Below are 22,188 nucleotides of genomic sequence, written 5' to 3'. Positions count from 1 at the left end.
TAACATTCGGCCGCGGCGATGGGCACAAAAATGCCCGGGCGCGCAGGCGCCCGGGCGAAAGGCTCATTTGGCCTGCATGAAGCAGGCGCGGTTCTGCCACAGATAGATGCCGCCGCTGAACACGGTGGCCAGCGCCACCAGCCAGCACAACGCGCTGCTGATGAGCGACACCGCCATCACGTCGGTGGGCCCGGCCAGGGCCGCGGCAAAGAAGTAGAACAGGATGGTGAGCATCTGCAGCACGGTCTTCACCTTGCCCCACATGTTGGCGGCGATGACGGTGTTGGAAGAAGCCGCCAGCATCCGCACGCCGGACACCGCGAACTCCCGGGCCAGGATCAGCGCCACCACCCACAGGCTGCAAACGCCGTCCCGCATCATGTACAGAAAGGCCACGGTGGTGAGCAGCTTGTCGGCCAGGGGGTCGGCGAACTTGCCGAAGTCGGTGACCATCTTCCACTTGCGGGCCAGATACCCGTCCAGGAAATCGGTGAAGCTGGCCAGGGCGAACACCACCCCCGCCGCCAGATACCAGCCGGCCTGATAGTCCGCCGCGCCGTACCGGGTCATGCCGGCCAGCACCATGAACACCGGCACCAGCAGGATGCGCAAAAGGGTGAGCTTATTGGGCAGATTCATCCTCGTTCTCCTCCACTACATAGCCGAACAGGTCGTACATGTCGCTCTCGTCGATCTTCACCCGGTAGAATTCGCCGGGGTAAAGGGGCGTGTCGCTGGCAACGCAGATGTTGCCGTCGATCTCCGGCGCGTCGGCGGCGGAGCGGCAGAGGTACAGGCCGCTCTCCTCGTCCACCCCGTCGCAGATGACGGTCTGCACGCTGCCCACCTTCTTTTCCAGCAGCTGGGCGCTGATGCGGGCCTGCAGATCCATGATGACGCCGGCCCGGCGCTGTTTTTCCTCCTCGGGCAGCTGGCCCTCCATCCGGGCCGCTGGGGTGCCCTCCTCGGGGCTGAAGGCAAAGCAGCCCAGCCGCTCGAAGCGGGTGTCCTTGACGAACTCGCACAGCTGCTCGAACTCCGCCTCGGTCTCGCCGGGGTAGCCGGCAATGAGGGTGGTGCGCAGGGTGATGTCCGGCATGGCCGCGCGCAGGCGGCGGATGGCGCTCTTCACCACTTCCTCGTCGCCCCGGCGGTTCATGGCCTTGAGGATGCGGGTGTTGCAGTGCTGGATGGGCAGGTCGAGATACCGCACCACCTTCTCGTTGCGCTGCATGGCGGCGATGAACTCATCGGTGATGCGCTCGGGGTAGGCGTAGAGGATGCGGATCCAGCGGATGCCCTCCACGGCGTTCAGCTCGTCCAGCAGCTGGCAGATGCTGTTTTTGCCCCAGTCCTCGCCGTAGGCGGTGGGGTCCTGGGCCACCACCACCAGCTCCTTCACGCCCTCGCCGGCCAGCCAGCGGGCCTCGGCCACGCAGTCTTCCAGCGGGCGGCTGCGCAGCGGGCCCCGGATGAGGGGGATGGCGCAGTAGTGGCAGCGGTTGTTGCAGCCCTCGGCGATTTTTAAGTAGGCATAGTGGGCGGGGGTGCTGATGACCCGCTTGCCGCCCAGGGCAAGGTCGGTCTTGGGGCCGAAATCCTCCTCGGGGGCGGCATCCGGGGCGGCCAGCCGCTCCAGGATGGCGGGCAGGGCGGCGTTGCAGCCGATGCCCACCACCGCGTCCACCTCGGGCATCTCCTTGCGGATCTCCTGGCGGTAGCGCTCGGCCAGACAGCCGGTGACGATGACCTTGAGGCCGGGCTTGCGCTCCTTGAGGGCGCAGGCGTCCAGGATGTTCTCGATGGCCTCGGTCTTGGCGCTCTCGATGAAGCCGCAGGTGTTCACGATGATGGCGTCCGCCTCGGCGGGGTCGGCCGTGGTGGTGTGGCCCGCGCTGATGAGGCTGTGGCAGAATACGTCGGCGTCCACCTGATTTTTGGGGCAGCCCAGAGAGATGATGGCGATCTTCAAATGCGTTCTCCTTTTGTTTGCCGTGCCGGCTTCACAGTTCCCCGTCGGCGGGGTGCTCTTCCAGCCAGAGCTCCACCGCCCGGCGGGCGTCGCCGGAAGAAAAGCCCCGGCGGGCCAGCGCCGCCAGCACGTTCTGTTTTTTGCCCGCCGCCAGTTTTGCGGCGTACTGTTTTTCCACAAGACGCAGCGCGGCCGCGCCGTCCGGCCCAAGGCCCTCCGGCGCGTCCGCCTGACGTTCTTCGTACACTTCTTCCAGCGCCTGCCGGGCAAGGTCCCGGTCCACCCCGCGCCCGTCCATCCAGCGCAGTATCTCGCTGCGGGACTTGTTTTTGCTCAGCAGCCATTCGGCGGCCCGGCGGGCGAAGGCTTCGTCGTTCAACAGGCCCAGTTCGTCCATCTTGGCCACCGCCGCGGCGGCGGTGTGCTCGTCAAAATCCCGGCAGAGCTTCTGGAGCAGTTCGCCGGAGGCGTGCTCCCGGGCGGACAGATAGCCGAAGGCCTTGTCCTTGGCGCGCTGGGCGTCGCTTTTGCGCAGCAGTTCATCCAGCTGGCCGTCGTCCAGGGTCAGCCCCTCCGCCAGATGCTCGGTGAAGAAGGTCTCCTCGTCCACGCTGAAGAGAAAACCGGCGTCGCAGAACAGGGCAAAACGCCCTTTTCTGGTGCGGCTGATGCGGGTGATGGTGGTCTCCATGGGGCGGCTTTAGTCCTCCACCATGATGTCCAGGTCCTCCTCGCTGACCTTTGCAGCAGCGGCGGGGGCGGCGGGCGCCGTCACCGGGGTGATGCCGCCCTTCACCGGCTTTTTGCCGGCGGCCAGCAGCTTGTCGGCGTTGGCGCGCACCAGCGCCTCAATTTCCGCCATGATGGCGGGGTTCTCTTTCAGGAAGGTCTTGGCGTTGTCGCGGCCCTGCCCGAGGCGGGTCTCGCCGTAGTTGAACCAGGCGCCGCTCTTCTGCACAACGCCCAGCTTGGCGCCCAGGTCCAGCACCTCGCCCACCTTGCTGATGCCCTCGCCGAACATGATGTCGAACTCGGCCTCACGGAAGGGCGGGGCCACCTTGTTCTTGACCACCTTGGCGCGGGTGCGGTTGCCGATGAACTGGCCGGAGGAATCCTTCAGGCCCTCGATGCGGCGCACGTCGATGCGCACGCTGGAGTAGTATTTCAGCGCGCGGCCGCCGGCGGTGACCTCGGGGTTGCCGTAGACCACGCCCACCTTCTCGCGCAGCTGGTTGATGAAGATGGCAACGGTGTTGGTCTTGCCGATGACGCCGGTGAGCTTGCGCAGGGCCTGACTCATCAGGCGGGCCTGCAGGCCCACGTGGGAGTCGCCCATCTCGCCCTCGATCTCCGCACGGGGCACCATGGCGGCCACCGAGTCGATGACGATGGCGTCGATGGCGCCGCTGCGCACCAGGGCCTCGCAAATTTCCAGGGCCTGCTCGCCGGTGTCCGGCTGGCTGACCAGCAGGCTGTCGATGTCCACGCCCAGGGCCTGGGCATAGACGGGGTCAAGGGCGTGCTCCACGTCGATGAAGGCCACTTCGCCGCCCTGCTTCTGGGCCTCGGCCAGCACGTGCAGGGCCAGGGTGGTCTTGCCGCTGGACTCGGGGCCGTAGACCTCCACCACGCGCCCGCGGGGCACGCCGCCCACGCCCAGGGCGATGTCCAGCGAGAGGCTGCCGGTGCTGATGGCGTCTACCTTCATGGCCACGTTGGCGCCCAGCTTCATCACCGCGCCCTTGCCGAACTGCTTTTCGATCTGGGCCAGCGCCGTTTCCAGCGCGTCCTTCTTGCTGGCCGCGCTCTTTTTCTCCGGGGAGGCCAATGCCGCCTTCTTCTCTGCCATATCCTCAAAACTCCTTGTTCCCGCGCCCGCCGGGCTTTTTTTGCCCCGCGGCGCGCTTTGTTCTAACGTCTGTGCTTATTATACACGATGCCCCCGGCCTTTACAACCATCAGTTGTAAAATGTCGAGAAATCATCCTTTTTATGTCTCGTTTTCAGGTTTCCGGCCCGTCACGACCCGGTCCCGGCCCTCCAGGTCCGGGATGCAGGCCACGTTCTCGTAGCCCGCCGCCCGGAACACGGCCTGCACCGCCGCGCCCTGCCGCCAGCCTATCTCCACCGCCAGCCAGCCGCCGGGCCGCAGGGCCGGCAGGTAGGCCGGGGCGATGTGCTCATAGAAGGCGAGGCCCTCATGGTCCGCCCGCAGGGCCATGGCCGGCTCCCGGCGCACTTCCGGGGCCAGCTGCTCCATCTCCCCGTCGGTGACATAGGGCGGGTTGGAGAGGACGAGGTCCAGGCTTTCCGGGGCCAGCTGCCGCTGGTAGCCGAACACGTCCCCCTGCACACAAGTAACGGCGGGGCGGGTCTCGTCAAAGCCCGGCAGGGCCGACGCGGCGTTCTGCTCAAGATAGCGGAAGGCCTCGGGGCTTTTTTCCAGGCAGGTGACCCGCGCGGCGGGGCACAGGCGCTTGACGCCCAGCCCCACGCAGCCGCTGCCGGCGCAGAGGTCCAGCACCGCCGGGCTGCTTTTGCCCGCCAGCCGCTTCGCGCCTTCCTCCACCAGCAGCTCGGTGTCCGCCCGGGGGCAGAGCACGCCGGGGCCCACCGCCAGTTCAAAGTCCAGGAAGGGCCAGCGGCCCAGGATGTACTGCAAAGGCTCCCGCGCCGCACGGCGGGCGGTGAGTTCCTCCAGCCGGGCCAGGGCGGCCTCGTCCAGCGCCGGGTCCTGCCAGCGCCAGCCCTCCCCTGCCTGCGTTTCCACCAGCGCCGCCGCGTCGAAGGCGGCGTCCTCCACGCCCGCGGCCTCCAGCCGCCGGCGGGCCTCGTCAAAAGCCTGCCGCGCCCTCACCACTTGGCCTCGTCCGGGTGGTCGGGCAGGACGGGGGTCACGGCGGCGATGGCCACCTCGATCATGGAGTCGTCCGGCTCGAAGGTGGTCAGCCGCTGGAGCCACAGGCCCGGCGCGCTGATGATGCGGGTGAAGAGGTTATCATAGCGGCCCGCCAGCTTGATGAGCTCGTAGCTGACGCCCATCACCACCGGCAGAAGCAGGAGTTTCAGCACCACCCGCAGGCCGGTGCTGCTCCAGGGCAGCACGCTGAACAGCAGAATGCTGACGATGAGCACCAGGATCATGAAGCTGGTGCCGCACCGGGGATGGAACCGCCGGTGATGGCGCACGTTCTCCACGGTGAGCTCCTCCCCCGCCTCGTAGCAGGCGATGGTCTTGTGCTCGGCGCCGTGGTACTCGAACACCCGGTGAATTTCCTTCATGCGGGTGCAGAGGAAGAGGTAGCCCACGAACAGGGCGATCTTGAGCACGCCCTCCAGCACCACCTTGCCCCAGCCCAAGGGCAGGAAGCGGTCGATGAGGCCCACGATGGCGGTGGGCAGCACCATGAACAGCACGATGGCCAGAAGGCCGCCGCACACCGCCGCCAGCGCCATGAAGAAGTTCTGCACGCCGGGGCCCGCGTGTTCGCCCAGCCACGTCTCAAAGCGGCCCGGCTCCTCCTCGGCCTCCTCGGGCATGCTCACCTCGGCGGAGTGCATCAGATAGCGGTAGCCCAGCACCAGATTCTCGATCATCGCCGCCGCGCCCCGCACCAGGGGGATCTTCTGCCAGCGGTGATGCTTCACGTCTTCGTAGGTCATGTCCAGCGTGCCGTCGGGCCTGCGCACCGCCACACAAATTTTTTCGGGGCCGCGCATCATGATGCCCTCCATCAGGGCCTGCCCGCCCACGCTGGTCTTAAAACATTCCTTGGGTTTTTCCATGTTTCTCCTTTTGCCGGGCCCGTCGGCCCGGGGCTTTTTGCGTTTTGTCCGCCCGGTCAGCGGGCCGGGGCGGCCAGTTCCTTTTCAAACACGAGGCTGCCGTCCGCCTCCATGCGGTAGAGGCAGTTCGCCCGCAGCGGCGCGCCGGTGGTGTCGGTGAGGGCCAAAACGTCCGCCACGGTCTGCCCGTTCCAGCTGCAGAACACAAATTTGTACGGCCAGCCGCCGGCGGCCCACCACGCGTACTTTTCGGCCATGTTGTCGCCGAACTCCATGGGATTCAGCGAAAGGGTGCTGCCCGGCGCCAGCTCAAACTTGTACAGCCGGCAGTCGTGGGCCCACTGGGGCCCCTCGGTGAGCACCAGCGTGGAGGCGTCCCGGCTGTACATCTCGGGCACGAAGCTGTCGAACACCGGCTGCATCTCGGTCTGCTCCCGCGCCCAGTTGGCCTCCTCCACGTTGGGGGCCCGGTGCTGCAGGAACCACCCGGGCACAAGCTCGGTGGCCGCCGTCCAGTTGACGCCGAAGGCGAAGGCCGCCGCCGCGCAGGCAAGGGCCAGCCCCCGGCGCTTGGGCGTGTTCAGCCGCGCCGCGAAGGGGGCCAGCGCCCCCAGCGCCAGATAGAGCATGGCGATGGGCAGCGGCGCGATGTAGCGGTGGTAGGCCGCCAGCTGCTGGGCCTCGTCCGGGTCGAAGAGATAAAGGTAAGAGTAGCAGAGCATCACCGCGTAGGCCAAAAACACCACGGTGAGCCCCGCCCCCGCCACAGTGAGCGCCCGCCGCTGCGAGGGCACAAGGCGGCGCAGCGCCAGCACCAGCGCCCAGAAGAGCAGCAGCGCCCCCAGCGCCGACAGGCCGCCGGTGCGGTTGAGTGGCTCGAAGCAGAAGAACTGCAGGTAGTGGGGGATGACCTCGCCCGCCTGCCCCCCGCCGGTGAAGAATTCCAGCAGATTGGCGGGGCCGAAGGCCCCGGCGGACACATCCTGGGTGAAGTAGGAGCTGGTGCCCTTGAGACGGCAGAGCACCTGCCAGGTGAGCCAGAAGGCGGGCACCGCCGCCGCGGCTGCCAGCGCCGTGAGGCGCGGCCACAGGCTGCCCCGGCGCACCGTTTCCCGCAGCGGGCCGGCCCACAGCACCATCACCGCCGCCAGCCCTGCCAGGGCGTAGAGGATGCCGGTGCTCTTGGAGATGGCCAGCAGCGAGAGCGCGCCGCTCACCGCCGCCAGGTCCCACAGGCCGGGGCGGGGGCTGCGCCACGCGGTGAGCAGGGCCCAGCCCAGCAGCAGAGTCATCACCGGCTCCACCACAAGGCTCATCTGGTGATACTTGGTGTAGAAGGCGGGGAACACCAGCAAAAAGGCGGCCTCGCCCCCCACCAGCAGCAGGTTCGACCACCAGCGTTTGCGCCAGCCGAAGTCCGCCAGCAGGGGCAGGGTCAGGCCCATGTACCACAGCATCTGGGTGTCGATCATCGCCGCCACGGTGACCCGCGGGGTGTAAAGATGCAGGAAAGCCGTGAGCATCTGCAGCCCCGGCGGATAGTCGCTGAAGGTGGAGGCGCTCTGGGCCGCGGTGGGGAACTGGTCCATGCCGCTGATCTGGCGGGTGAACAGGCCCCAGTGGGCCACATCGTCAAAGACGGTGAGCTGTATCTGGCCGCTGAGGGCCATGGTCAGGCCCATGGCCAGCAGCAGGGCAAAAAAAGGCGGCCCCAGCCGCAGCGGCCCCGCGCCCCTGCGCAGGGCGAAGAAGGCCGCCGCCGCGGCGGCGGGCAGCACAAAGAGGGGCAGCCACTCCTTCTCCCCCGCCCCGGTGAACAGATAGGTCACCAGCGAGATGCCGGTGAGCACCAGGGGCAGGGTCTGGGCAAAGGGCGCACGGATGGCCCGGGTGAGCAGGCCCGCCAGACACGCCAGCAGGCACAGCAGCGCAAGGTACATCAGCATAGAGTTCCGTCCGGCGCGCAGCTCTTTCCCGCGCCGCTTCCTTTCTTTATGAACGTTCTTTTTCCTCGCCGTGGCCCGGCCGGTAGAGCGGCAGCCGCAGGGTCACGGTGGTGCCCACGCCGGGCTGGGAGTCGATATCCGCCGAGCCGTCCAGGGCGGTCATGATCTCGTCCACCACCGCGAGGCCGATGCCGCTGCCCCGCACCGCGCCCTTGCCCTTGAAGAACTTGAGCTTGACGTTTTCCAGGTCCTCGGGCAGGATGCCCCGGCCCTGGTCGGCAATGGTGACATAGGCGTTTTCGCCCTCCTGCAAAAGGTCGATGGTGATGGCCCCGCCCCGGCAGGAGTATTTGACGGCGTTGTCCAGCACGTTGACGAAGACCTGCCGCAGCCGCGCCGGGTCCGCCCAGATGGGCAGGGGCAGCTCCGGCTCCTCGTAGACGAGGCGCAGGCCCTCTTTTTCGATGCGGGGCTGCATGAACAGCGCCGCGTCGGTGACCTCCGCCACCAGGTCCAGCCGCTGGCACTCCAGCTTGACGCCGCTCTGCAGCCGGGAGAAGCTGAGCAGCTCCTCCACCATGGTGTAGAGGCGGTCGGTCTCCTGGCCGATGATGGACAGGCCCTTGCGGTAGTTTTCGTCGTCGGGGTCGCGGATGGCGGCGATGGTCTCCACCCAGCCCCGGATGCTGGTGAGGGGGGTGCGCAGCTCATGGCTCACCGAGCTGATGAACTCGTTCTGCATCCGCTCGGTCTTGCTCAGCTCCCCGGCCATTTCGTTGATGCGCTGGCACAGTCGGCCTATCTCGTCGTCATAGGGGGTGTCGGGCAGGCGCACCGAAAGGTCGCCCCGGGCGATGGCGGTGGCGGCCTCCTCGATCTGGTGCACCGGCTTGACGATGCTGTCCACGAAGAACAGGCCGCTCCAGATGGTGAACACCAAAATCAGCGCACCCACGCCCAGCGCCAGCAGCACCTGCCGGGTCAGCGCCTCGTCCACCAGCGAGAGGCTGGTGAGCATGCGCATGGCGGCGGCGTCCTCGCAGGCGTAGGGCACCAGCACGGTGATGGCCATCACCCGGTGGCCGCCCGAATCGGTGTAGATCATCTCGCCCTGGCCGCTGGCGCTGGAAAGGGCCTGGGTGAAATCCGCCGGGGCCTCGTCGTAGCGGATGAGCGCGCCGGAGGAGGTGATGAGCGGCTGGCCGGAGGAATCCAGCAGCATGAACTCGAATTTGTCCTTCTCGTCGAACTGCTCCACCGCCCGGTGCAGCAGCTGGCTGCGGCTGGAGGCGGTGAGGGCGGGGTTCGCGCCGGTGACGATGTTCAGCTGGCCGCTGATGCTGGAGATGCGGCTGAGGATGGCCTGCCGCGCGCCGTTGTAGTAGCCGGACCAGGTGGCGTAGACGAAAAGGCCTTCCGCCACCGCCACCAGCAGCAGGGTCACAAGCAGGCTGCCCCGCAGCCAGCGTCGGGTGATACTGCTCACAGCCTGCCTCCTTTCTGCGCAGATGGGGATGCGGTCTTCAGCCGTTCCAGCGGTAGCCGTAGCCCCAGACGGTGAGGATGTGCTTGGGGCTGGAGGGCTCGTCCTCTATCTTCATGCGCAGGCGGCGGATGTTCACGTCCACGATCTTCACGTCGCCGTAATAGTTTTCGCCCCACACGCCTTCCAGAATTTTTTCCCGCACCAGGGCGGTGCCGGGGTTCTGGAAGAACAGTTCCATGATCTGGAACTCCACCTGGGTCAGGTCGATGGGCTCACCCTTTTTGTAGAGCACGCGGCTCTTCTGGTCCAGCACGAACTGGCCGCTCACAAGGCGGGAGTCGTCGGCTTCGGCGGCGGTCTGGCCGGTGCGCTGCACACGGCGGCAGAGCGCGTCGATGCGGGCCAGCAGCTCCGACACGCTGAAGGGCTTGGTCATATAGTCGTCCGCCCCGATGGACAGGCCGCGGATCTTGTCCTGCTCCATGCTCTTGGCGCTGAGGATGATGATGCCGATGTTGGCGTCGTCCCGGCGGATGGCCTCGCACAGAGAAAAGCCGTTCATGCCGGGCAGCATCACATCCAGCACCGCGGCGTCGCAGCGGCCCTCGCTGCCCAGCAGCGCCAGCGCCTTTTCGGCGCTCTCCGCCTCCAGCACCTCGTAATCCGCCATGCGCAGGTTGAGGGCGATGAGCTCGCGGATGCTGTCCTCGTCTTCCACTACCAGAACTCTTCTCATGGTTTGACCTCCTTTTGAACAGGGCCCAAGGGGCCCGTCACGTCTTTTTGGGGGCGCTCACAGCAGCCGGAAGCCCCGGATCAGGTCGCCGGACTGGGCGTGCGGCTCCGCGCCGCCCAGCCGTGCCTGCACCTTCTGCGCGCCCAGGTTGCCCAGCAGGAAGTAGCCGCCGCCCTGGGAGGCGTTGGGGCTGACCACCCGCACGGTGAGCAGCAGGCCCTCGCCGTCGGCGGTGCGCACCTGCCAGCTGTCCGGCTCGTCGCCGTCAGTGAGCATGATCTGGCCCTGCCACTCGCTGGGCAGTTCCAGATAATAGCCGTATTCCAGGTCGGCCACGCCGAAGCTCTTCACCTGCTCGTACTCGGTGGTGTAGTCCATCCAGGCCACGAAGCTCAGCCGGTTCACCGCCAGATTCTCCATGCCTTCGCCGTCCAGCTGGGTGGGGATCTCCACCGCGCCGTCGGAGTCGATGTCCTGGCTTTTGAGCAGGCTGGAATACCGCTGGGTGGCGGTGAACAGGTCCTCCACCGTGATGGGGTGATAGGTCACCAGCTGCTGCTGGCGCGCGTCGTAGTAAAGGATCATGCTGGCCAGGCTGTTGGCGTTGCCGGTCTGGCCGTCCAGGATCAGGTAATAGCTGCCGTCGTCGCCCTTGCTGGTGTAGAGCCCTTCGCAGCTGGTGAACTGGTTGCCCACCGCCAGCGGGGGCATCACCGGGATGAACTGGCCGTCCTGGGCGGTGAGCATCTGCAATTGCAGGCCGCTCTCCGACTCGGGGCCGATGATGACCAGATCGTTGCCGCCGCTGCCGCTGATGTCCCGCAGTTCATACTGGGAATAGGACTGGTGGAACACCTCGCTCAGGGTCTCGTTCTGGTAGGAGTAGACCGCCAGATACTTCTCCCCCGAGGCGGCGGCGTAGCCCACCAGCAGCTGGGTGCCCTCGGCCCCCCGCAGGCTGGCGGTCTCGATGCTCTCCACCGAGGTGGAAAGGCCCTCCCGCTCCTGGGTGACCACCCACTCGCCGTTCACCGATTCCAGCACCGCCAGATGGACGTTCTGGCCCTTGGCGGTGCTCACATAAAGAGCGGCCGCGTCGGTGGCGCCGTCGCCGTCCCAGTCGTCGAACACAAAGGGGGAAAGGTTCTCGCCGGTGGTGGGGTACTTCATCTGGGGCGTTTCGCCCAGATAGGCGATGAGCGCCTTTTCCACCTCGTTCTGCTGGCCGTCCAGCTGAGGCGCGCGCAGCAGGTCCTCCACGCCGGCGGGCGCGGCGCTGCACCCGGTCAGCAGGCACGCCGCCGCCAGCGCCGCGGCTCCTTTGAACCATCGCACAGCTGCCACCCCCTTTTGTATATATGAAGTTTATTATATCACGAAAGCAGGGCGATTCCAAGGGTCATCGCCAAAAGGCCCGCGCCGAAGCCCGCCGCCGTCACTTCTTTTCTGCCCAGGGAAAGGCCGGTGGGCAGAAGCTCGGCCACGCTCACCCAGCACATCACCCCGCACACCAGCGCCGCCATGCCGGTGACAAGGCTGGCGGTGATGCGCCCGCCCAGCACCCCGAAGGCCAGCAGCGCTCCCGCCGGTTCCGCGAAGCCGGAGGCCAGCGCCGCCAGGAAGGCCCGGCCCCGGCTTTTGGTGGCGTAAAGCACCGGCAGCGCCACCGCCAGCCCTTCCGGCAGGTTGTGCAGGCCGATGGCCACCGCCAGCCGCAGCCCCACCGTCGGGTCGTCCAGCGAGGCGAACAGGGTCATCGCCCCTTCCGGCAGGTTGTGGCCCACCAGCGCCAGCGCGGTGACCAGGGCGCTGCGCAGCACCCGGCCCTCCTCGCCGCCGGCGGAAAAAGCCGCCTCCTCCGGCAGCGCCCGCTCCAGCAGCCAGCCCGCCGCCAGCCCCAGCAGCACAAGGCTGGCCGCCATCGCCCCCGCCCGCAGGGGCGCAAAGGCCGCCAGATACCGCCCCAGGGCCCCCGGCAGCATATCCATCAGACTGACCGCCAGCATCACCCCCGCCCCGAAGCCCATGGCGAAGGCCATTCCCTGCCGCCCCGGTCGGCGCAGCGCGCCCAGCGCCCCGCCCAGAGCGGTGGCAAGGCCCGCCAGCGTGGTGGCCGCCATCGCGTACAGCATACAAAAACGCCTCCCATACCCTTTTTTACAAGGATATGGGAGGCGTTCTTTGCTTATGAACCGGCGGTCAATAGCCCTCGCCGGAAAGGCCCTGCACCAGCTTCACCATGCGGCTGGTGCCCAGACGGTCGGCGCCCAGCTCGATGAAGCGCACCGCGTCGTCCAGGGTGGAGATGCCGCCCGCGGCCTTGATCTTGCAGCGGCCCGCGCAGCAGCGGGCGAACAGCTCGATGTCCGCAAAGGTGGCCCCGGCGGTGGAAAAGCCGGTGCTGGTCTTGATGAAGTCGGCCCCGGCGTCGATGACGGCCTGGCACATGGTCTCCTTTTCTGCGTCGGTGAGCAGGCAGGTCTCGATGATGACCTTCAGCACATGGTCGCCCACCGCCTTCTTGATGGCGGCGATCTCCTCGGTGACGTAGGCCACGTCGCCCGCCTTCAGGCGGCCGATGTTGATGACCATGTCCACCTCGGAAGCGCCGTTTTCGATGGCGGTCTTTGCCTCGAACATCTTGGTGGCGGTGTCGGTGGCGCCCAGGGGGAAGCCGATCACCGTGCACACGGGCACGGCGCCCTTCATGTACTCGGCGGCCTGCTTGACGAAGCAGGGGTTGATGCACACCGAAGCGGTGTGATACTCCATCGCCTCGTCGCAGATCTTCTGAATGTCGGCCCAGGTGGCCTCAGGTTTCAGCAGGGTGTGGTCCACCTTTGCCATGATCGCGGCGATGTCCATCATTTCACGCCGCCTCCCAGTTTGCACTGTTTGCACTGGCGGGCCTTGCTCATGCCCACGGCGCTGAGCACGATGGCCACCACCGCGGCCACGGACGCCACGATGCCCAAAATCAGCCCGGCCAGACGAAACGCGGAACCTTTCATAGTCAGAACCTCCTGTCCCGCCGCCAAACGGCGGCGCGGTTTGTCTTTTTTTCAGTATACCATACCGCCCGCCGTTTGCACACCCCTTTTTGTTCCGGGGTTCAGCGGCCGGGCGCGGCCGCGCGCCGCTCCTCGGGCAGCAGGCCGAACATCGCCCGGTCCGGCGTCCATTCCAGGCCGTTTTTCAGCGCTGTGGCGTAGTCCCAAAACTGGTCCCTGCGGTGGCGGTGGACGGCGGTGTACTCCGGGCAATCGTACAGATAGGTGCCGCTGGCAATGGCTCTTTGCCGCTGTTCTTCCGTTTCCACCGGCACCCACCAGGTGCTGTTCTCCCCGTCCATGTTGGGCTGGGAAAAGCACTCGGCCGCGCCTGCCGCATCGCCCCGGTCCAGAAAGGCCAGCCCCGCCAGCCGGGGCATGGTCTCCCGGTTGGCGATGTAGTAGCCGTCCAGGTCGCCGTATGTCTCTTCCACCATGGCCAGAAATTCGGCGCAGTAGTCCTGCAAAAAGTCCAGCAGGTCCTCGCACAGGCCCGGCATCGCCGCGTCGGTGCCGTCAAAGTCGAAGTGGCGGATCATCCGGGGGAAGGAGGCATCGCACAGCATGCCGCTGTTGGCCCGCAGCTTGTCGGTGAAGTGGGGCTCCTTGTCCGGGCGCAGGATGCCGTATTGCAGCTCGTCGAAGCGGTGGTACTTCACTGTGATGTCCAGCTCCATGCCGATGCGGCCGCTGGCGAACTCCTCCGGCCACCAGAAGGCATGGTAAAAGTAGGGGCTCTCCTTTTTGTAAAGGTCATGCTGGGCGGAGAGCTTTATCTTCCGCGCCCTGGCGGCGGATTTCATGGCCTGATACAGCGCCTTGTGCTGCCGGCTGGTCATCCTTGTTCCCATCTGTGCTGCCTCCTTTCGCGGCCCGCCCGGCGCGGGGCCGCTCCGCCCGCCCGGGGGATACAAGAAAACACCGCCTGCCATGGGCAGACGGTGTTTTGATAAGCAGAGATTACTCGGCGTCCTCGGCCTCGTCGTTCAGCAGGGCCTTCATGGACAGGCTGATGCGCTTCTTGTCGAAGTCGACATCCAGCAGCTTGACCTTGACCTCGTCGCCCACCTTCAGCACGTCGCTGACCTTCTCGACGCGCTCGTTGCTGATCTCACTGATGTGGACCAGACCGTCGATGCCGGGCAGGATGCGCACGAAGGCGCCGAACTTGGTGATGCTCACCACGGGAGCGGTGAACACGCTGCCGATGGGATACTCGTTCTGCAGCTTGACCCAGGGATTGTCCTCGGCCTTCTTGTAGCCCAGGGAGACCTTGTGGTTCTCGGTGTCCAGAGCCTTGACGTACACCTCGATGGTGTCGCCCACGTTCACGACCTCGCTGGGGTGCTTGATGCGGTTCCAGCTCAGCTCGCTGATGTGGCACAGGCCGTCCACGCCGCCCACGTCCACGAAGGCGCCGTAAGCGGTGAGGCTCTTGACCACGCCGGTGTAGGTGTTGCCCACCTCAACGGTGGACCAGAAGGCCTCGCGCTTGGCGGCATTGGCCTCGGCGGTGACCTTGTTGATGGAACCCACAATCTTGCGGCCGGCGCACTCGGTGATGACCAGCTTGACGTTCTGCTTCACCAGAGCGTTGATGTCCTCATCGCGGCGCATGGTGGCCTGGCTGCGGGGCACGAACACCTTCACGCCCTTGACCAGAACGATCACGCCGCCCTTGTTGGTCTCGGTGACCACGCCTTCCATGACGGTGCCTTCCTCGGCGGCCTTGCGGACCTCCTCCAGACCCTTCATGGCTTCCAGGCGCTTGCGGGACAGGTAGGCAACGCCTTCCTGATCGTTGACTTTTTCGACGACGAGGCCCAGCTTGTCCCCAACCTTGACCAGATCCTCCGCCTTGGCGTTGGGATCGTCGGTCAGCTCGCTGACCTTCACAAAGCCGGTGTGCTTGGTGCCGATGTCCACCTGCACCTCGTTGGGCGTAATGCTGGTAACAGTGCCCTCCACTACCTTGCCTGCGAACACAGGCTTGAGATTCGCTTCGCTCTCGGCAAACATCTCAGCAAAGCTCATCTCGTCACGGATTTCTTCACTCATACTGTTAAGTACCTCCTCAATAATAGACGATGGCGTGGAAGCCCCGGCTGTAACACCCACCGTTTGCACCCCGGAAAACCAGGCCGGATCCAGCTCCTTGGCCGTCTCCACCGTAACACACCGGGTGTGCTTTGCGGCGACTGCTGCCAGCTTCTGGGTGTTGGAAGAATGATGACCACCAATGACGACCATCAGGTCGCATTTCTGGCTGAGGTCTTCCGCTTCCTGTTGCCTCGTCCACGTCGCACTACATATTGTATCAAATATTTTGGCGTTTGTATACCCTTTTTTTATAAACGCGGCGCATTCTTGCCATTTTGTTACCTGAAACGTGGTCTGCGCCACCATAAAAACGGGCGTTTCGGGGTTTTTGGGGCCTTTCCAGCCCTCCAGCTGGGAAAGATCGGAGAAAACGAACACCTCTTTGTCGGTGTGGCCCACGATGCCCTGCACCTCCGGATGGGCCGCGTCCCCCGCCACCAGCAGCACCGCGCCCTCGTCGCTGGCCTTGCGGGCGATGCGGTGGATCTTGGCCACGAAGGGGCAGGTGGCGTCGTGGCAGACGATGCCCGCCGCCTCGATCTGGTCGTAGACCGACTGGGGCACCCCGTGGCTGCGGATGACCAGCTCATAGCCCTCGGGCACATCCGCCAGGGTGCCGGCAGTGACCACGCCCAGCTTTTCCAGCTCGGCCACGCACTGGGGGTTGTGGATGAGCGGCCCCAGGGTGGCCACCTTGCGGCCGCTTTGGGCCAGCTCGGTGGTGAGCTTCACCGCCCGGTCCACCCCGAAGCAGAAGCCGGCGGTCTTTGCCTTGATGATCTCCATGGGCCCCTCCTCATTCAAAGCGGTTCTCGTCGTAAAGCTTCTGCCACGCGTCCAGCAGCAGCTGCTTGTTCTCCCGCAGCTTGGCGGCGCTCTTGTGCTCGCCCAGATACAGCGTCTCGGCGGGGATGGGCTCACCGAAGCACACCCGCACCCGGCTGAACAGCCGCATGTGACCGTGGCGGTAGATGATGCGGCAGGGGATCATGTCCACCCCGGCGGCGCTGGCGATGACGAAGGCGCCGCTTTTCAGCTTGCCGGGCTCGCCGGTCTTGGAGCGGGTGCCTTCGGGGAAGATGAGCAGCCCCTGGCCGGCCCGCACCTTTTCGATGGCGTCCTCCACGGCGGTGGTGTCGCCCCGGCCGCGGGTGACGCCGAACACCCCCACCTGATGGAAGAACCAGGTGAAGAAGGGGTTCACGTGCATGACCTCTTCCTTGGCCATCACCAGCATCTTTTTGCCCCAGAAGCGGGCCAGCACCACGAACACCGGGTCGATGGCGGAGAGGTGGTTGGGCGCCAGCACGAAGCCCCGGCCGTCCTTGGGCAGGTTCTCCCGGCCCACCACCTTGATGGCAAAGCCCAGATGCCAGATGACCCACGCAAGGGGCACAATGATCGCGTAAAACATTGCCTGTCTCCCTTCGCTTAGTGCCCCACCCGGCTGAGGATGAGGTTTTTGAGGGCCGCGAAGCTCTCTTCAAAGTCCAGGTCGCTGGTGTCCACCAGCACCGCGTCCTCCGCCTGCTTCAAAGGCGCCGTTTCCCGGTGGGTGTCCTGCCAGTCACGCTGGCGGATGTCCTCCAGCACGGTCTCGTAGTCCGCGGGCTGGCCCTTCTGCTGCAGTTCCAGCATCCGGCGCTTTGCCCGGGCCTCGGGGGAGGCGGTGAGGAAAATTTTGACGGTGGCGTTGGGCAGGATGACGGTGCCGATGTCCCGCCCGTCCATCAGCAGGTCGTGGGTGAGGGCCATGTTCCGCTGGGTGTCCAGCAAGAACCGGCGCACCGCCGGGTGGGCGGACACGTCGCTGGCCGCCATGCCGATCTCCTCGGCGCGGATGGCCTCGCTCACGTCCTCGCCGCACAGCAGCACCCGCTGGGCGCCGTCCACATATTTCAGTTCCAGCCGGATGGAGGGCAGCAGCGCCTCCACCGCGGCGGCATCCTTGGTGTCGGCCCCGGCGCGCTTTGCGTACAGGCCGATGGAACGGTACATGGCGCCGGTGTCCACATAGAGATAGCCCAGCTCCTTGGCGAGGCGTTTCGCCAGGCTGGATTTGCCGGCCCCTGAGGGGCCGTCGATGGCCACAGAGATCATTGTTCCGATGCTCCTTGTCGTGTGTTTATTTCAAAAGGCCCGCGCCGCCGCCTGGGCGGTGCAGAAGGCAATTTGCAGGTTATAGCCCCCGGTGTAGGCGTCCACGTCCAGCACCTCGCCGGCAAAATACAGCCCCGGGCAGAGTTTGGAGGCCATGGTGCGGGGGTCCACTTCCTTCACGTTCACCCCGCCGCTGGTGATGACCGCGTGGGCAAGGTCGCCCCGGGCGGTGACGGGCACCGTCCAGTGCTTCATCAGCTTCACAAGACGGCGGCGGCTCTCCTTGTCGATCTGGCTGGCTTTCAGCGCCGGGTCCACGCCCCAGCGCTCCACCATCACCGGCTGCATGCTGGCGGGCAGCAGCTTTGCCAGCGCGCCCTGGGCGCTTTTGGCCCCCAGCAGCTGGAAGTCCCGGCCCACCCGGGCGTAGAGCTGGTCCTCGTCCAGGGCGGGCTTCAGGTCGATCTCCGCCGTCCAGCGGTGTTTTTCCATCTCCCGGATGTAGCTGGAGGCGGAGAGGGTCAGCGGCCCGGAAATGCCGAAGTGGGTGAACAGCATCTCCCCCAGCTCGCTGAACACGGGCTTGTCGTCCCGCAGCAGAGTCAGGGTGACGTTGCGCAGTGAAAGGCCCATCATCTTTTTGCAGGCCGGGTCCGGGCTGACCAGACTGCACAGGCTGGGCACCGGCTCCACGATGGAGTGGCCCGCCTGCTTTGCCAGTTTGTAGCCCTCGCCGGTGGAGCCGGTGCCGGGGTAGGACACACCGCCGGTGGCCACCAGCACGCAGTCCGCGTGCAGCGTCCGGCCGCCCTTGGTGACCACGCCCGCGCAGCGCCCCTCTTCCAGCACAAGGCTCTTTGCGCCGTCCATCACGATGTTCGCGTCGGCGGCGTACCGCAGCAGCGCGGCGCGGATGTCCTCGGCCTTATCGCTCACCGGGAACACCCGGCGGCCCCGCTCGGTCTTGAGGGGCACGCCCAGCTCCTGGAACAGCTCCATGGTGGCCGAGGGCGGGAAGGCGTGGATGGAGGAGAACAAGAACCGGGGGTTGGTGCGCACGTTCTGCAAAAAGGTATTTTCGTCGCAGTCGTTGGTGACGTTGCACCGCCCCTTGCCGGTGACCAGAATTTTCTTGCCGGGCATCTCGCTGTGTTCCAGCACGGTGACCCGGTGGCCCAGCCGGCAGGCCGCGCCCGCCGCCATCAGCCCGGCGGCGCCCGCGCCCACCACGATCAGTTCTGCCATGAGACGTTCTCCTTCCAGAGGGTGAGGATGCCCGCCGCGCTGAACAGGAGCAGCAGCGGGTGCACGGTGGAGATGTACATCGCGTAGGTGCCGATGTTGAAGCTGGCCACCTCCACGAAGGCGATCATGAAGCAGCGCAGCAGCGCCATGGCGAAAAGGCCCGCCAGCAGCAGCGCCAGCATCCCGCGCCCGGGGGCGATGGGCCGCTTTTTGCGCGCGCCGCTCAGCAGCGCCGCCGCATTCTTCACCTGCAGCGCCACCGCCGCGGCGAAGGCCACGGGCAGCGCCACGGCGTAGACGGCGCGCAGCACCTCCAGGCCGAGATAGACCAGCCGCTGCACCGGGCTGTAATAGGGCAGCGCCGTGCCCGCCTGGGCGGCGGAGTTGGTGCGCTGGCCAAGGTAATTTTCCCAGACTTCCAGGTCCTCGGTGGGGCCGATGGAGAGGTTCTCCGCGTCGTAGGGCTCGCACCCGCCGAAGGTCAGCGAGTACCACAGGCTGTGCAGGCCCTCTTTCAGCACCGGGCCCACATACTCCGCCCGGATGGGGGGCGTGGTGCCGGTGCGCCTGGGGCCGTTCGAGGGCAGCTCGCCTGCGTCGCACAGTTCGTTGATGGCGTCCGCCACGCCCTGCCAGTATTCCTCGGCCTTTTGGGCGCTGTCGTAAACGCCTTCATAATACGCCGCCTTGCGGATGGCCCAGTAGAAGCTGCCGGACTGGTAATCGTCCAGTTCCGGGTTGCGGAAGCTGTTCTGCAGGTCCTCGTCCTCTTCCAGCCACTTTTCCAGGGGGGCCAGGGCGGGCACCTTTTCATAGAGCAGCTGCCGGGCCTCGGCGTTCACGCTCACCAGCGGCTGCCACTGGCCTGCTTCCACCCGCATCATCGCGCCCATGGCGGCGGGAAAGCCGCCGGAGGAAAAATCGCTCACGGTGAACACGCCGTAATAAGCGTAGTTCACGGCGCTGAAGGCCAGGATGCCCGCCGCCAGCAGGGCGAAGGGGACGGCCAGCGCGGCGCACCGGGCCAGTTTTTGGGCCAGGGGCATTGCCGCCCGCAGGGCGGTGACGAGCAGGATGAGGCTGCCCGCGGCGGCAAAGGGCAGCAGCCACATGCCGTCCTCCCGGGTGAGCCAGGCCAGGGCGAGACCGAGGCCGGACATTCCCAGCCAGGGCAGGCCCTTTGCCAGCGGCCCGCGCCAGCGCAGCGCCCAGCCGCAGAGCCCCGCGAAGAAGAACATGCACAGGGCCGGGAAGATGTTGTCCCGGTAAACGCGCAGGGTGAAGCTGGCGCTCACCGCCGGGTTGAAGGCCAGCAGGGCGAACACCAGAAAACGGCTTTTATACCGCCGCAGCACCGGGGCGAAGGCCAGCGCCGAGGCCAGCGCCCCGCCGCAGGCCAGCAGCTGGCCCGCCGCGAGGTACGGGATGTGCAGCGCGTTGCAAAGCGCCAGCCACACCGCGAAGAACATGTGCTTCGAGAGGGTGAGCCAGTCGTACTCCCCCAGCCACTGGCCGGCGGAGATGCTCTGGGCGGCCCGGAACATCAGCTCGTCGTCGATGGGCGCGCCGTCCACCCAGACCCAGATCATCTGGAACCGGCTGACGGCCAGCTTTGCCAGCACCACTAACGCCACGGCGATCCAGAAGGCGCGGCGGCTCATGTCCTTTTTAAAAATATCCTTTTGAAAGAAACCTTTCATGCAAACGGGTCCTTTTTCTTATTTCTGCAGCTTCTCCACGCCCTCGATGAGGTAGCTCTGCTTTTTAAAGGTGAGGCGCACCAGCAGGTTCAGATACTTCACCGCGATGGTGAGGATGAAGAACAGGCCGGAAAGCCCCGCCGAAAGCACCAGCATGGTGGTGGTCCAGCCGGCGATGGGCTGCCCCAGGCAGAACACCGCCACCGTGTAGACCAGGGCCACCATCGTGAGCACCATCATCCCCATGCTGATGCCAAGGCTCAGCTTGTAGCCCGCGTCGGTGTAGAGGGCGAGGCTGTCCACCGCTTTGTCCAGGCGGGGCTCGTCGTCCTTCGCCGCCGTGCCCTCAAAGGTCAGGCTGGCGCAGGCAAGGCCGCTGGCGGCATAGGCCGCCTTGCGGTAGGCCAGATCGTCGCTGATGGCCTTCACCCGGTTGACGGCCCGGCGGCTCACCAGCCGGAACGCGTCGGTGGAGAGCTTGTAGGGGCTGTTGCTGAACTTGTTGAACACCCGGTAGAAGGCCCTGCTCATCAGCCGCTGGCGGCTGGGGCAGACGGTGACCACGTCAAAGCCGGTGAGGGCTTTCTGATAGGCCTGCCAGATGAGGTCCGGGTCGTAGCCCATCGCCGGGCGGTCGAACTCGAACACAAAGTCGCCGATGGCGGCGTCGAGGCCGGCGTTCATCGCCTTTTCCACGCCCTGGCGCAGGCTCATGTTCACCACCGTCAGGGGCGCTTCCAGGTGCTCGGCGGCCCAGGCTTTCAGGGCGGGCACCGTGTCGTCGGTGCAGCCGTCGTTCACCGCGATGAGTTCATAGTGGGCGAAGTGCTGCGCCAGCACCCCGTCCAGGGCGGCGAAGAAATCCGCCGCGGCGCGCCCCGCGTCGTGCAGGCAGACCACCGCCGAGACGAAATTGCTCTCTTTATTATTGTTCTGAGCCATCTTGCAGCACCTCGTCCAAATCGTATACCGTGTTGATCTTGCCGGAAAGCACGCTCACGAAGGCCGGCGCGTCGGAATACCGGCGGACCACCGTGGGGCGGGAGTCGTCGATCTCGCTGGCCTTCAGAATGGGCTTCATGCTGAACAGGCTGCCGGCGTATTCAAAGCCGTATTCCTCTTTCAGATACTTGCGGGCCAGCTGGCTCATCTGAGGCCAGGCGCTGGCAGGCTTTGCCGGGCAGTCGTTGCAGTTGTAAAGGTCGCCGGGGCGGCATCGCCCCCCGCTCTTCGCCTGGCAGGCAAAGCTGGGCAGGCTGTCGTAGCTGGTCACGTGGGGGGTGAAGGTGACGCTGGTGAGGCTGTGGTAGCCCGTGCGCCCGAAGGGCATGATGGAGAAGAAGGGCCCGTCCATCACCGTGATGCCGGTGTCCTTGAGTTTTTCGTTCACCGTGCAGAGGATGATCTCGCACAGCTCGTACTTTATTTTAAAAGGCTCAAAGCCCAGCATGGCGTGCACTTCGTTCACCCCGGCGTAGGTGGCGTTGAGCAGGAAAGGAGCTTCGGCCCTCACGTCCCCTGCCTTCACCTGCCAGACGCCGCCCGCCTGCTTGATGGCCTCGGGCTTGTGGGAATAGAGCACCGTGACGTTCTCCATCCCGGCGATGCGCTTCAAAAAGTGCTCTTTCAAAATGTTTGCGTCGTAGGTGTACTCGGTGGTGAGAAAGGCCCCGTCGCACTGGCCGGGGTTGAAGTATTTCGAGGGGGCCACGTCGTCGCAGCGGATGTTCGCCGCCGCGCAGAAGCGCCGGAATTCCTGGGCGTTGGTCCAGGAAAAATGGGCGCTGGTGGCGTAGACCTGGTCGAACTCCCGCAGAAGGCAGAAGTCATAGTCCCGGCAGAAGCGCTCGAAGTAGTGGGCGCTCTTGATGGCCGTGGAATAGCTGCGGGGGTAGTGGTAGCCCATGTGCACCCGGGCCTGATTGATGTAGGTGGCCCGCCGGAAGGGGGTGGGGTCCTTTTCCAGCACCAGCACCCGCTGGCCCGCCGCGCCGCACTTTTCGGCGGCGTAGAGGCCGTAGAGCCCCGCGCCCAGAATGATCTTGTCGTAGGTCATGCCTTGCCTCCC

Annotated in this window: 21 protein-coding genes; all 21 read right to left on the bottom strand. The window is 65.9% G+C overall.

Translation table 11 applies throughout. The features are described 5' to 3' along the window. Positions 1-63: 63 nt before the first annotated feature. The 21 genes from pgsA to ACMI1Q_RS06825 all read right to left on the bottom strand — a co-directional run bounded on the left by pgsA (position 64) and on the right by ACMI1Q_RS06825 (position 22,176). Positions 64-639, bottom strand: coding sequence for a CDP-diacylglycerol--glycerol-3-phosphate 3-phosphatidyltransferase (gene pgsA / locus ACMI1Q_RS06925; RefSeq protein WP_418440903.1), 576 nt, complete (start codon positions 637-639; stop codon positions 64-66). Further along, complete coding sequence (rimO, locus tag ACMI1Q_RS06920; RefSeq protein WP_418440905.1) at positions 623-1,972, bottom strand: 30S ribosomal protein S12 methylthiotransferase RimO; 1,350 nt, start codon at positions 1,970-1,972, stop codon at positions 623-625. The genes pgsA and rimO overlap by 17 nt, the downstream gene beginning before the upstream one ends. Positions 1,973-2,003: 31 nt before the next feature. Next, positions 2,004-2,663, bottom strand: coding sequence for a regulatory protein RecX (locus ACMI1Q_RS06915; RefSeq protein WP_419503243.1), 660 nt, complete (start codon positions 2,661-2,663; stop codon positions 2,004-2,006). 9 nt (positions 2,664-2,672) lie between these two features. Then, positions 2,673-3,821: a recombinase RecA gene (gene recA, locus ACMI1Q_RS06910; RefSeq protein ID WP_419068497.1), complete on the bottom strand. Its 1,149-nt coding sequence runs from the start codon at positions 3,819-3,821 to the stop codon at positions 2,673-2,675. A gap of 140 nt (positions 3,822-3,961) precedes the next feature. Next, positions 3,962-4,828 (bottom strand): peptide chain release factor N(5)-glutamine methyltransferase, encoded by an 867-nt coding sequence (gene prmC, locus ACMI1Q_RS06905; protein ID WP_419503242.1) that lies wholly within the window; start codon positions 4,826-4,828, stop codon positions 3,962-3,964. Then, the gene (locus tag ACMI1Q_RS06900) at positions 4,825-5,757 is read right to left on the bottom strand and encodes a DUF1385 domain-containing protein (protein ID WP_419503241.1); all 933 of its coding nucleotides are present in this window, start codon (positions 5,755-5,757) and stop codon (positions 4,825-4,827) included. The genes prmC and ACMI1Q_RS06900 overlap by 4 nt, the downstream gene beginning before the upstream one ends. A gap of 56 nt (positions 5,758-5,813) precedes the next feature. Then, positions 5,814-7,703 carry a hypothetical protein gene (locus tag ACMI1Q_RS06895; RefSeq protein WP_419503240.1) on the bottom strand — a complete coding sequence of 630 codons (1,890 nt, stop codon included), beginning with the start codon at positions 7,701-7,703 and terminating at the stop codon, positions 5,814-5,816. A 46-nt stretch (positions 7,704-7,749) separates the two neighbouring features. Continuing rightward, the gene (locus tag ACMI1Q_RS06890) at positions 7,750-9,189 is read right to left on the bottom strand and encodes a sensor histidine kinase (RefSeq protein ID WP_419503239.1); all 1,440 of its coding nucleotides are present in this window, start codon (positions 9,187-9,189) and stop codon (positions 7,750-7,752) included. A gap of 37 nt (positions 9,190-9,226) precedes the next feature. Beyond that, positions 9,227-9,925: a response regulator transcription factor gene (locus tag ACMI1Q_RS06885; RefSeq protein ID WP_330056697.1), complete on the bottom strand. Its 699-nt coding sequence runs from the start codon at positions 9,923-9,925 to the stop codon at positions 9,227-9,229. A 57-nt stretch (positions 9,926-9,982) separates the two neighbouring features. After that, on the bottom strand, positions 9,983-11,260 hold the full coding sequence (locus tag ACMI1Q_RS06880) for a hypothetical protein (RefSeq protein ID WP_419503238.1): 1,278 nt from the start codon (positions 11,258-11,260) through the stop codon (positions 9,983-9,985). 38 nt (positions 11,261-11,298) lie between these two features. Further along, positions 11,299-12,057, bottom strand: a complete 759-nt coding sequence (locus tag ACMI1Q_RS06875) for a ZIP family metal transporter (protein ID WP_419503237.1) — start codon at positions 12,055-12,057, stop codon at positions 11,299-11,301. Positions 12,058-12,124: 67 nt separating this feature from the next. Next, positions 12,125-12,790 carry a deoxyribose-phosphate aldolase gene (gene deoC / locus ACMI1Q_RS06870; protein ID WP_419503246.1) on the bottom strand — a complete coding sequence of 222 codons (666 nt, stop codon included), beginning with the start codon at positions 12,788-12,790 and terminating at the stop codon, positions 12,125-12,127. Further along, entirely contained in the window at positions 12,790-12,936 is a 147-nt protein-coding gene (locus tag ACMI1Q_RS06865; RefSeq protein ID WP_394979414.1) for a hypothetical protein, read from the bottom strand. The genes deoC and ACMI1Q_RS06865 overlap by 1 nt, the downstream gene beginning before the upstream one ends. Positions 12,937-13,037: 101 nt before the next feature. After that, positions 13,038-13,826, bottom strand: coding sequence for a hypothetical protein (locus ACMI1Q_RS06860; protein ID WP_419503236.1), 789 nt, complete (start codon positions 13,824-13,826; stop codon positions 13,038-13,040). A gap of 109 nt (positions 13,827-13,935) precedes the next feature. After that, positions 13,936-15,861 carry a bifunctional 4-hydroxy-3-methylbut-2-enyl diphosphate reductase/30S ribosomal protein S1 gene (locus ACMI1Q_RS06855; protein WP_419503235.1) on the bottom strand — a complete coding sequence of 642 codons (1,926 nt, stop codon included), beginning with the start codon at positions 15,859-15,861 and terminating at the stop codon, positions 13,936-13,938. A gap of 10 nt (positions 15,862-15,871) precedes the next feature. Then, positions 15,872-16,489, bottom strand: coding sequence for a lysophospholipid acyltransferase family protein (locus ACMI1Q_RS06850; RefSeq protein WP_417026008.1), 618 nt, complete (start codon positions 16,487-16,489; stop codon positions 15,872-15,874). 17 nt (positions 16,490-16,506) lie between these two features. Further along, positions 16,507-17,175, bottom strand: a complete 669-nt coding sequence (gene cmk, locus ACMI1Q_RS06845) for a (d)CMP kinase (protein ID WP_330056538.1) — start codon at positions 17,173-17,175, stop codon at positions 16,507-16,509. 30 nt (positions 17,176-17,205) lie between these two features. Continuing rightward, on the bottom strand, positions 17,206-18,420 hold the full coding sequence (locus ACMI1Q_RS06840) for an NAD(P)/FAD-dependent oxidoreductase (protein WP_419503234.1): 1,215 nt from the start codon (positions 18,418-18,420) through the stop codon (positions 17,206-17,208). Next, positions 18,408-20,120: a hypothetical protein gene (locus tag ACMI1Q_RS06835; protein WP_419503233.1), complete on the bottom strand. Its 1,713-nt coding sequence runs from the start codon at positions 20,118-20,120 to the stop codon at positions 18,408-18,410. Before ACMI1Q_RS06835 ends, ACMI1Q_RS06840 begins: the two co-directional genes overlap by 13 nt. 18 nt (positions 20,121-20,138) lie before the next feature. Further along, the gene (locus ACMI1Q_RS06830; RefSeq protein WP_419503232.1) at positions 20,139-21,062 is read right to left on the bottom strand and encodes a glycosyltransferase; all 924 of its coding nucleotides are present in this window, start codon (positions 21,060-21,062) and stop codon (positions 20,139-20,141) included. Further along, positions 21,046-22,176, bottom strand: a complete 1,131-nt coding sequence (locus ACMI1Q_RS06825) for an FAD-dependent oxidoreductase (protein WP_419503231.1) — start codon at positions 22,174-22,176, stop codon at positions 21,046-21,048. The genes ACMI1Q_RS06830 and ACMI1Q_RS06825 overlap by 17 nt, the downstream gene beginning before the upstream one ends. Between the last annotated feature and the right edge of the window lie 12 nt (positions 22,177-22,188).

This window comes from Candidatus Allofournierella excrementavium, assembly GCF_048526665.1.
In the GTDB taxonomy this organism is placed as follows: domain Bacteria; phylum Bacillota; class Clostridia; order Oscillospirales; family Ruminococcaceae; genus Allofournierella_A; species Allofournierella_A excrementavium.
Note: the sequence above shows the minus strand (reverse complement) of the source record. Positions and strands in the feature narration are given on the sequence as shown.

Excerpts from the sequence above, each read along its gene's own strand:
- pgsA (WP_418440903.1), bottom strand. The coding sequence starts at position 639 with ATGAATCTGCCCAATAAGCTCACCCTTTTGCGCATCCTGCTGGTGCCG.
- ACMI1Q_RS06915 (WP_419503243.1), bottom strand. The coding sequence starts at position 2,663 with ATGGAGACCACCATCACCCGCATCAGCCGCACCAGAAAAGGGCGTTTT.
- recA (WP_419068497.1), bottom strand. The coding sequence starts at position 3,821 with ATGGCAGAGAAGAAGGCGGCATTGGCCTCCCCGGAGAAAAAGAGCGCG.
- ACMI1Q_RS06900 (WP_419503241.1), bottom strand. The coding sequence starts at position 5,757 with ATGGAAAAACCCAAGGAATGTTTTAAGACCAGCGTGGGCGGGCAGGCC.
- ACMI1Q_RS06895 (WP_419503240.1), bottom strand. The coding sequence starts at position 7,703 with ATGCTGATGTACCTTGCGCTGCTGTGCCTGCTGGCGTGTCTGGCGGGC.
- ACMI1Q_RS06885 (WP_330056697.1), bottom strand. The coding sequence starts at position 9,925 with ATGAGAAGAGTTCTGGTAGTGGAAGACGAGGACAGCATCCGCGAGCTC.
- ACMI1Q_RS06875 (WP_419503237.1), bottom strand. The coding sequence starts at position 12,057 with ATGCTGTACGCGATGGCGGCCACCACGCTGGCGGGCCTTGCCACCGCT.
- deoC (WP_419503246.1), bottom strand. The coding sequence starts at position 12,790 with ATGGACATCGCCGCGATCATGGCAAAGGTGGACCACACCCTGCTGAAA.
- ACMI1Q_RS06865 (WP_394979414.1), bottom strand. The coding sequence starts at position 12,936 with ATGAAAGGTTCCGCGTTTCGTCTGGCCGGGCTGATTTTGGGCATCGTG.
- ACMI1Q_RS06860 (WP_419503236.1), bottom strand. The coding sequence starts at position 13,826 with ATGGGAACAAGGATGACCAGCCGGCAGCACAAGGCGCTGTATCAGGCC.
- ACMI1Q_RS06855 (WP_419503235.1), bottom strand. The coding sequence starts at position 15,861 with ATGGAGATCATCAAGGCAAAGACCGCCGGCTTCTGCTTCGGGGTGGAC.
- ACMI1Q_RS06850 (WP_417026008.1), bottom strand. The coding sequence starts at position 16,489 with ATGTTTTACGCGATCATTGTGCCCCTTGCGTGGGTCATCTGGCATCTG.
- cmk (WP_330056538.1), bottom strand. The coding sequence starts at position 17,175 with ATGATCTCTGTGGCCATCGACGGCCCCTCAGGGGCCGGCAAATCCAGC.
- ACMI1Q_RS06840 (WP_419503234.1), bottom strand. The coding sequence starts at position 18,420 with ATGGCAGAACTGATCGTGGTGGGCGCGGGCGCCGCCGGGCTGATGGCG.
- ACMI1Q_RS06835 (WP_419503233.1), bottom strand. The coding sequence starts at position 20,120 with ATGAAAGGTTTCTTTCAAAAGGATATTTTTAAAAAGGACATGAGCCGC.
- ACMI1Q_RS06830 (WP_419503232.1), bottom strand. The coding sequence starts at position 21,062 with ATGGCTCAGAACAATAATAAAGAGAGCAATTTCGTCTCGGCGGTGGTC.
- ACMI1Q_RS06825 (WP_419503231.1), bottom strand. The coding sequence starts at position 22,176 with ATGACCTACGACAAGATCATTCTGGGCGCGGGGCTCTACGGCCTCTAC.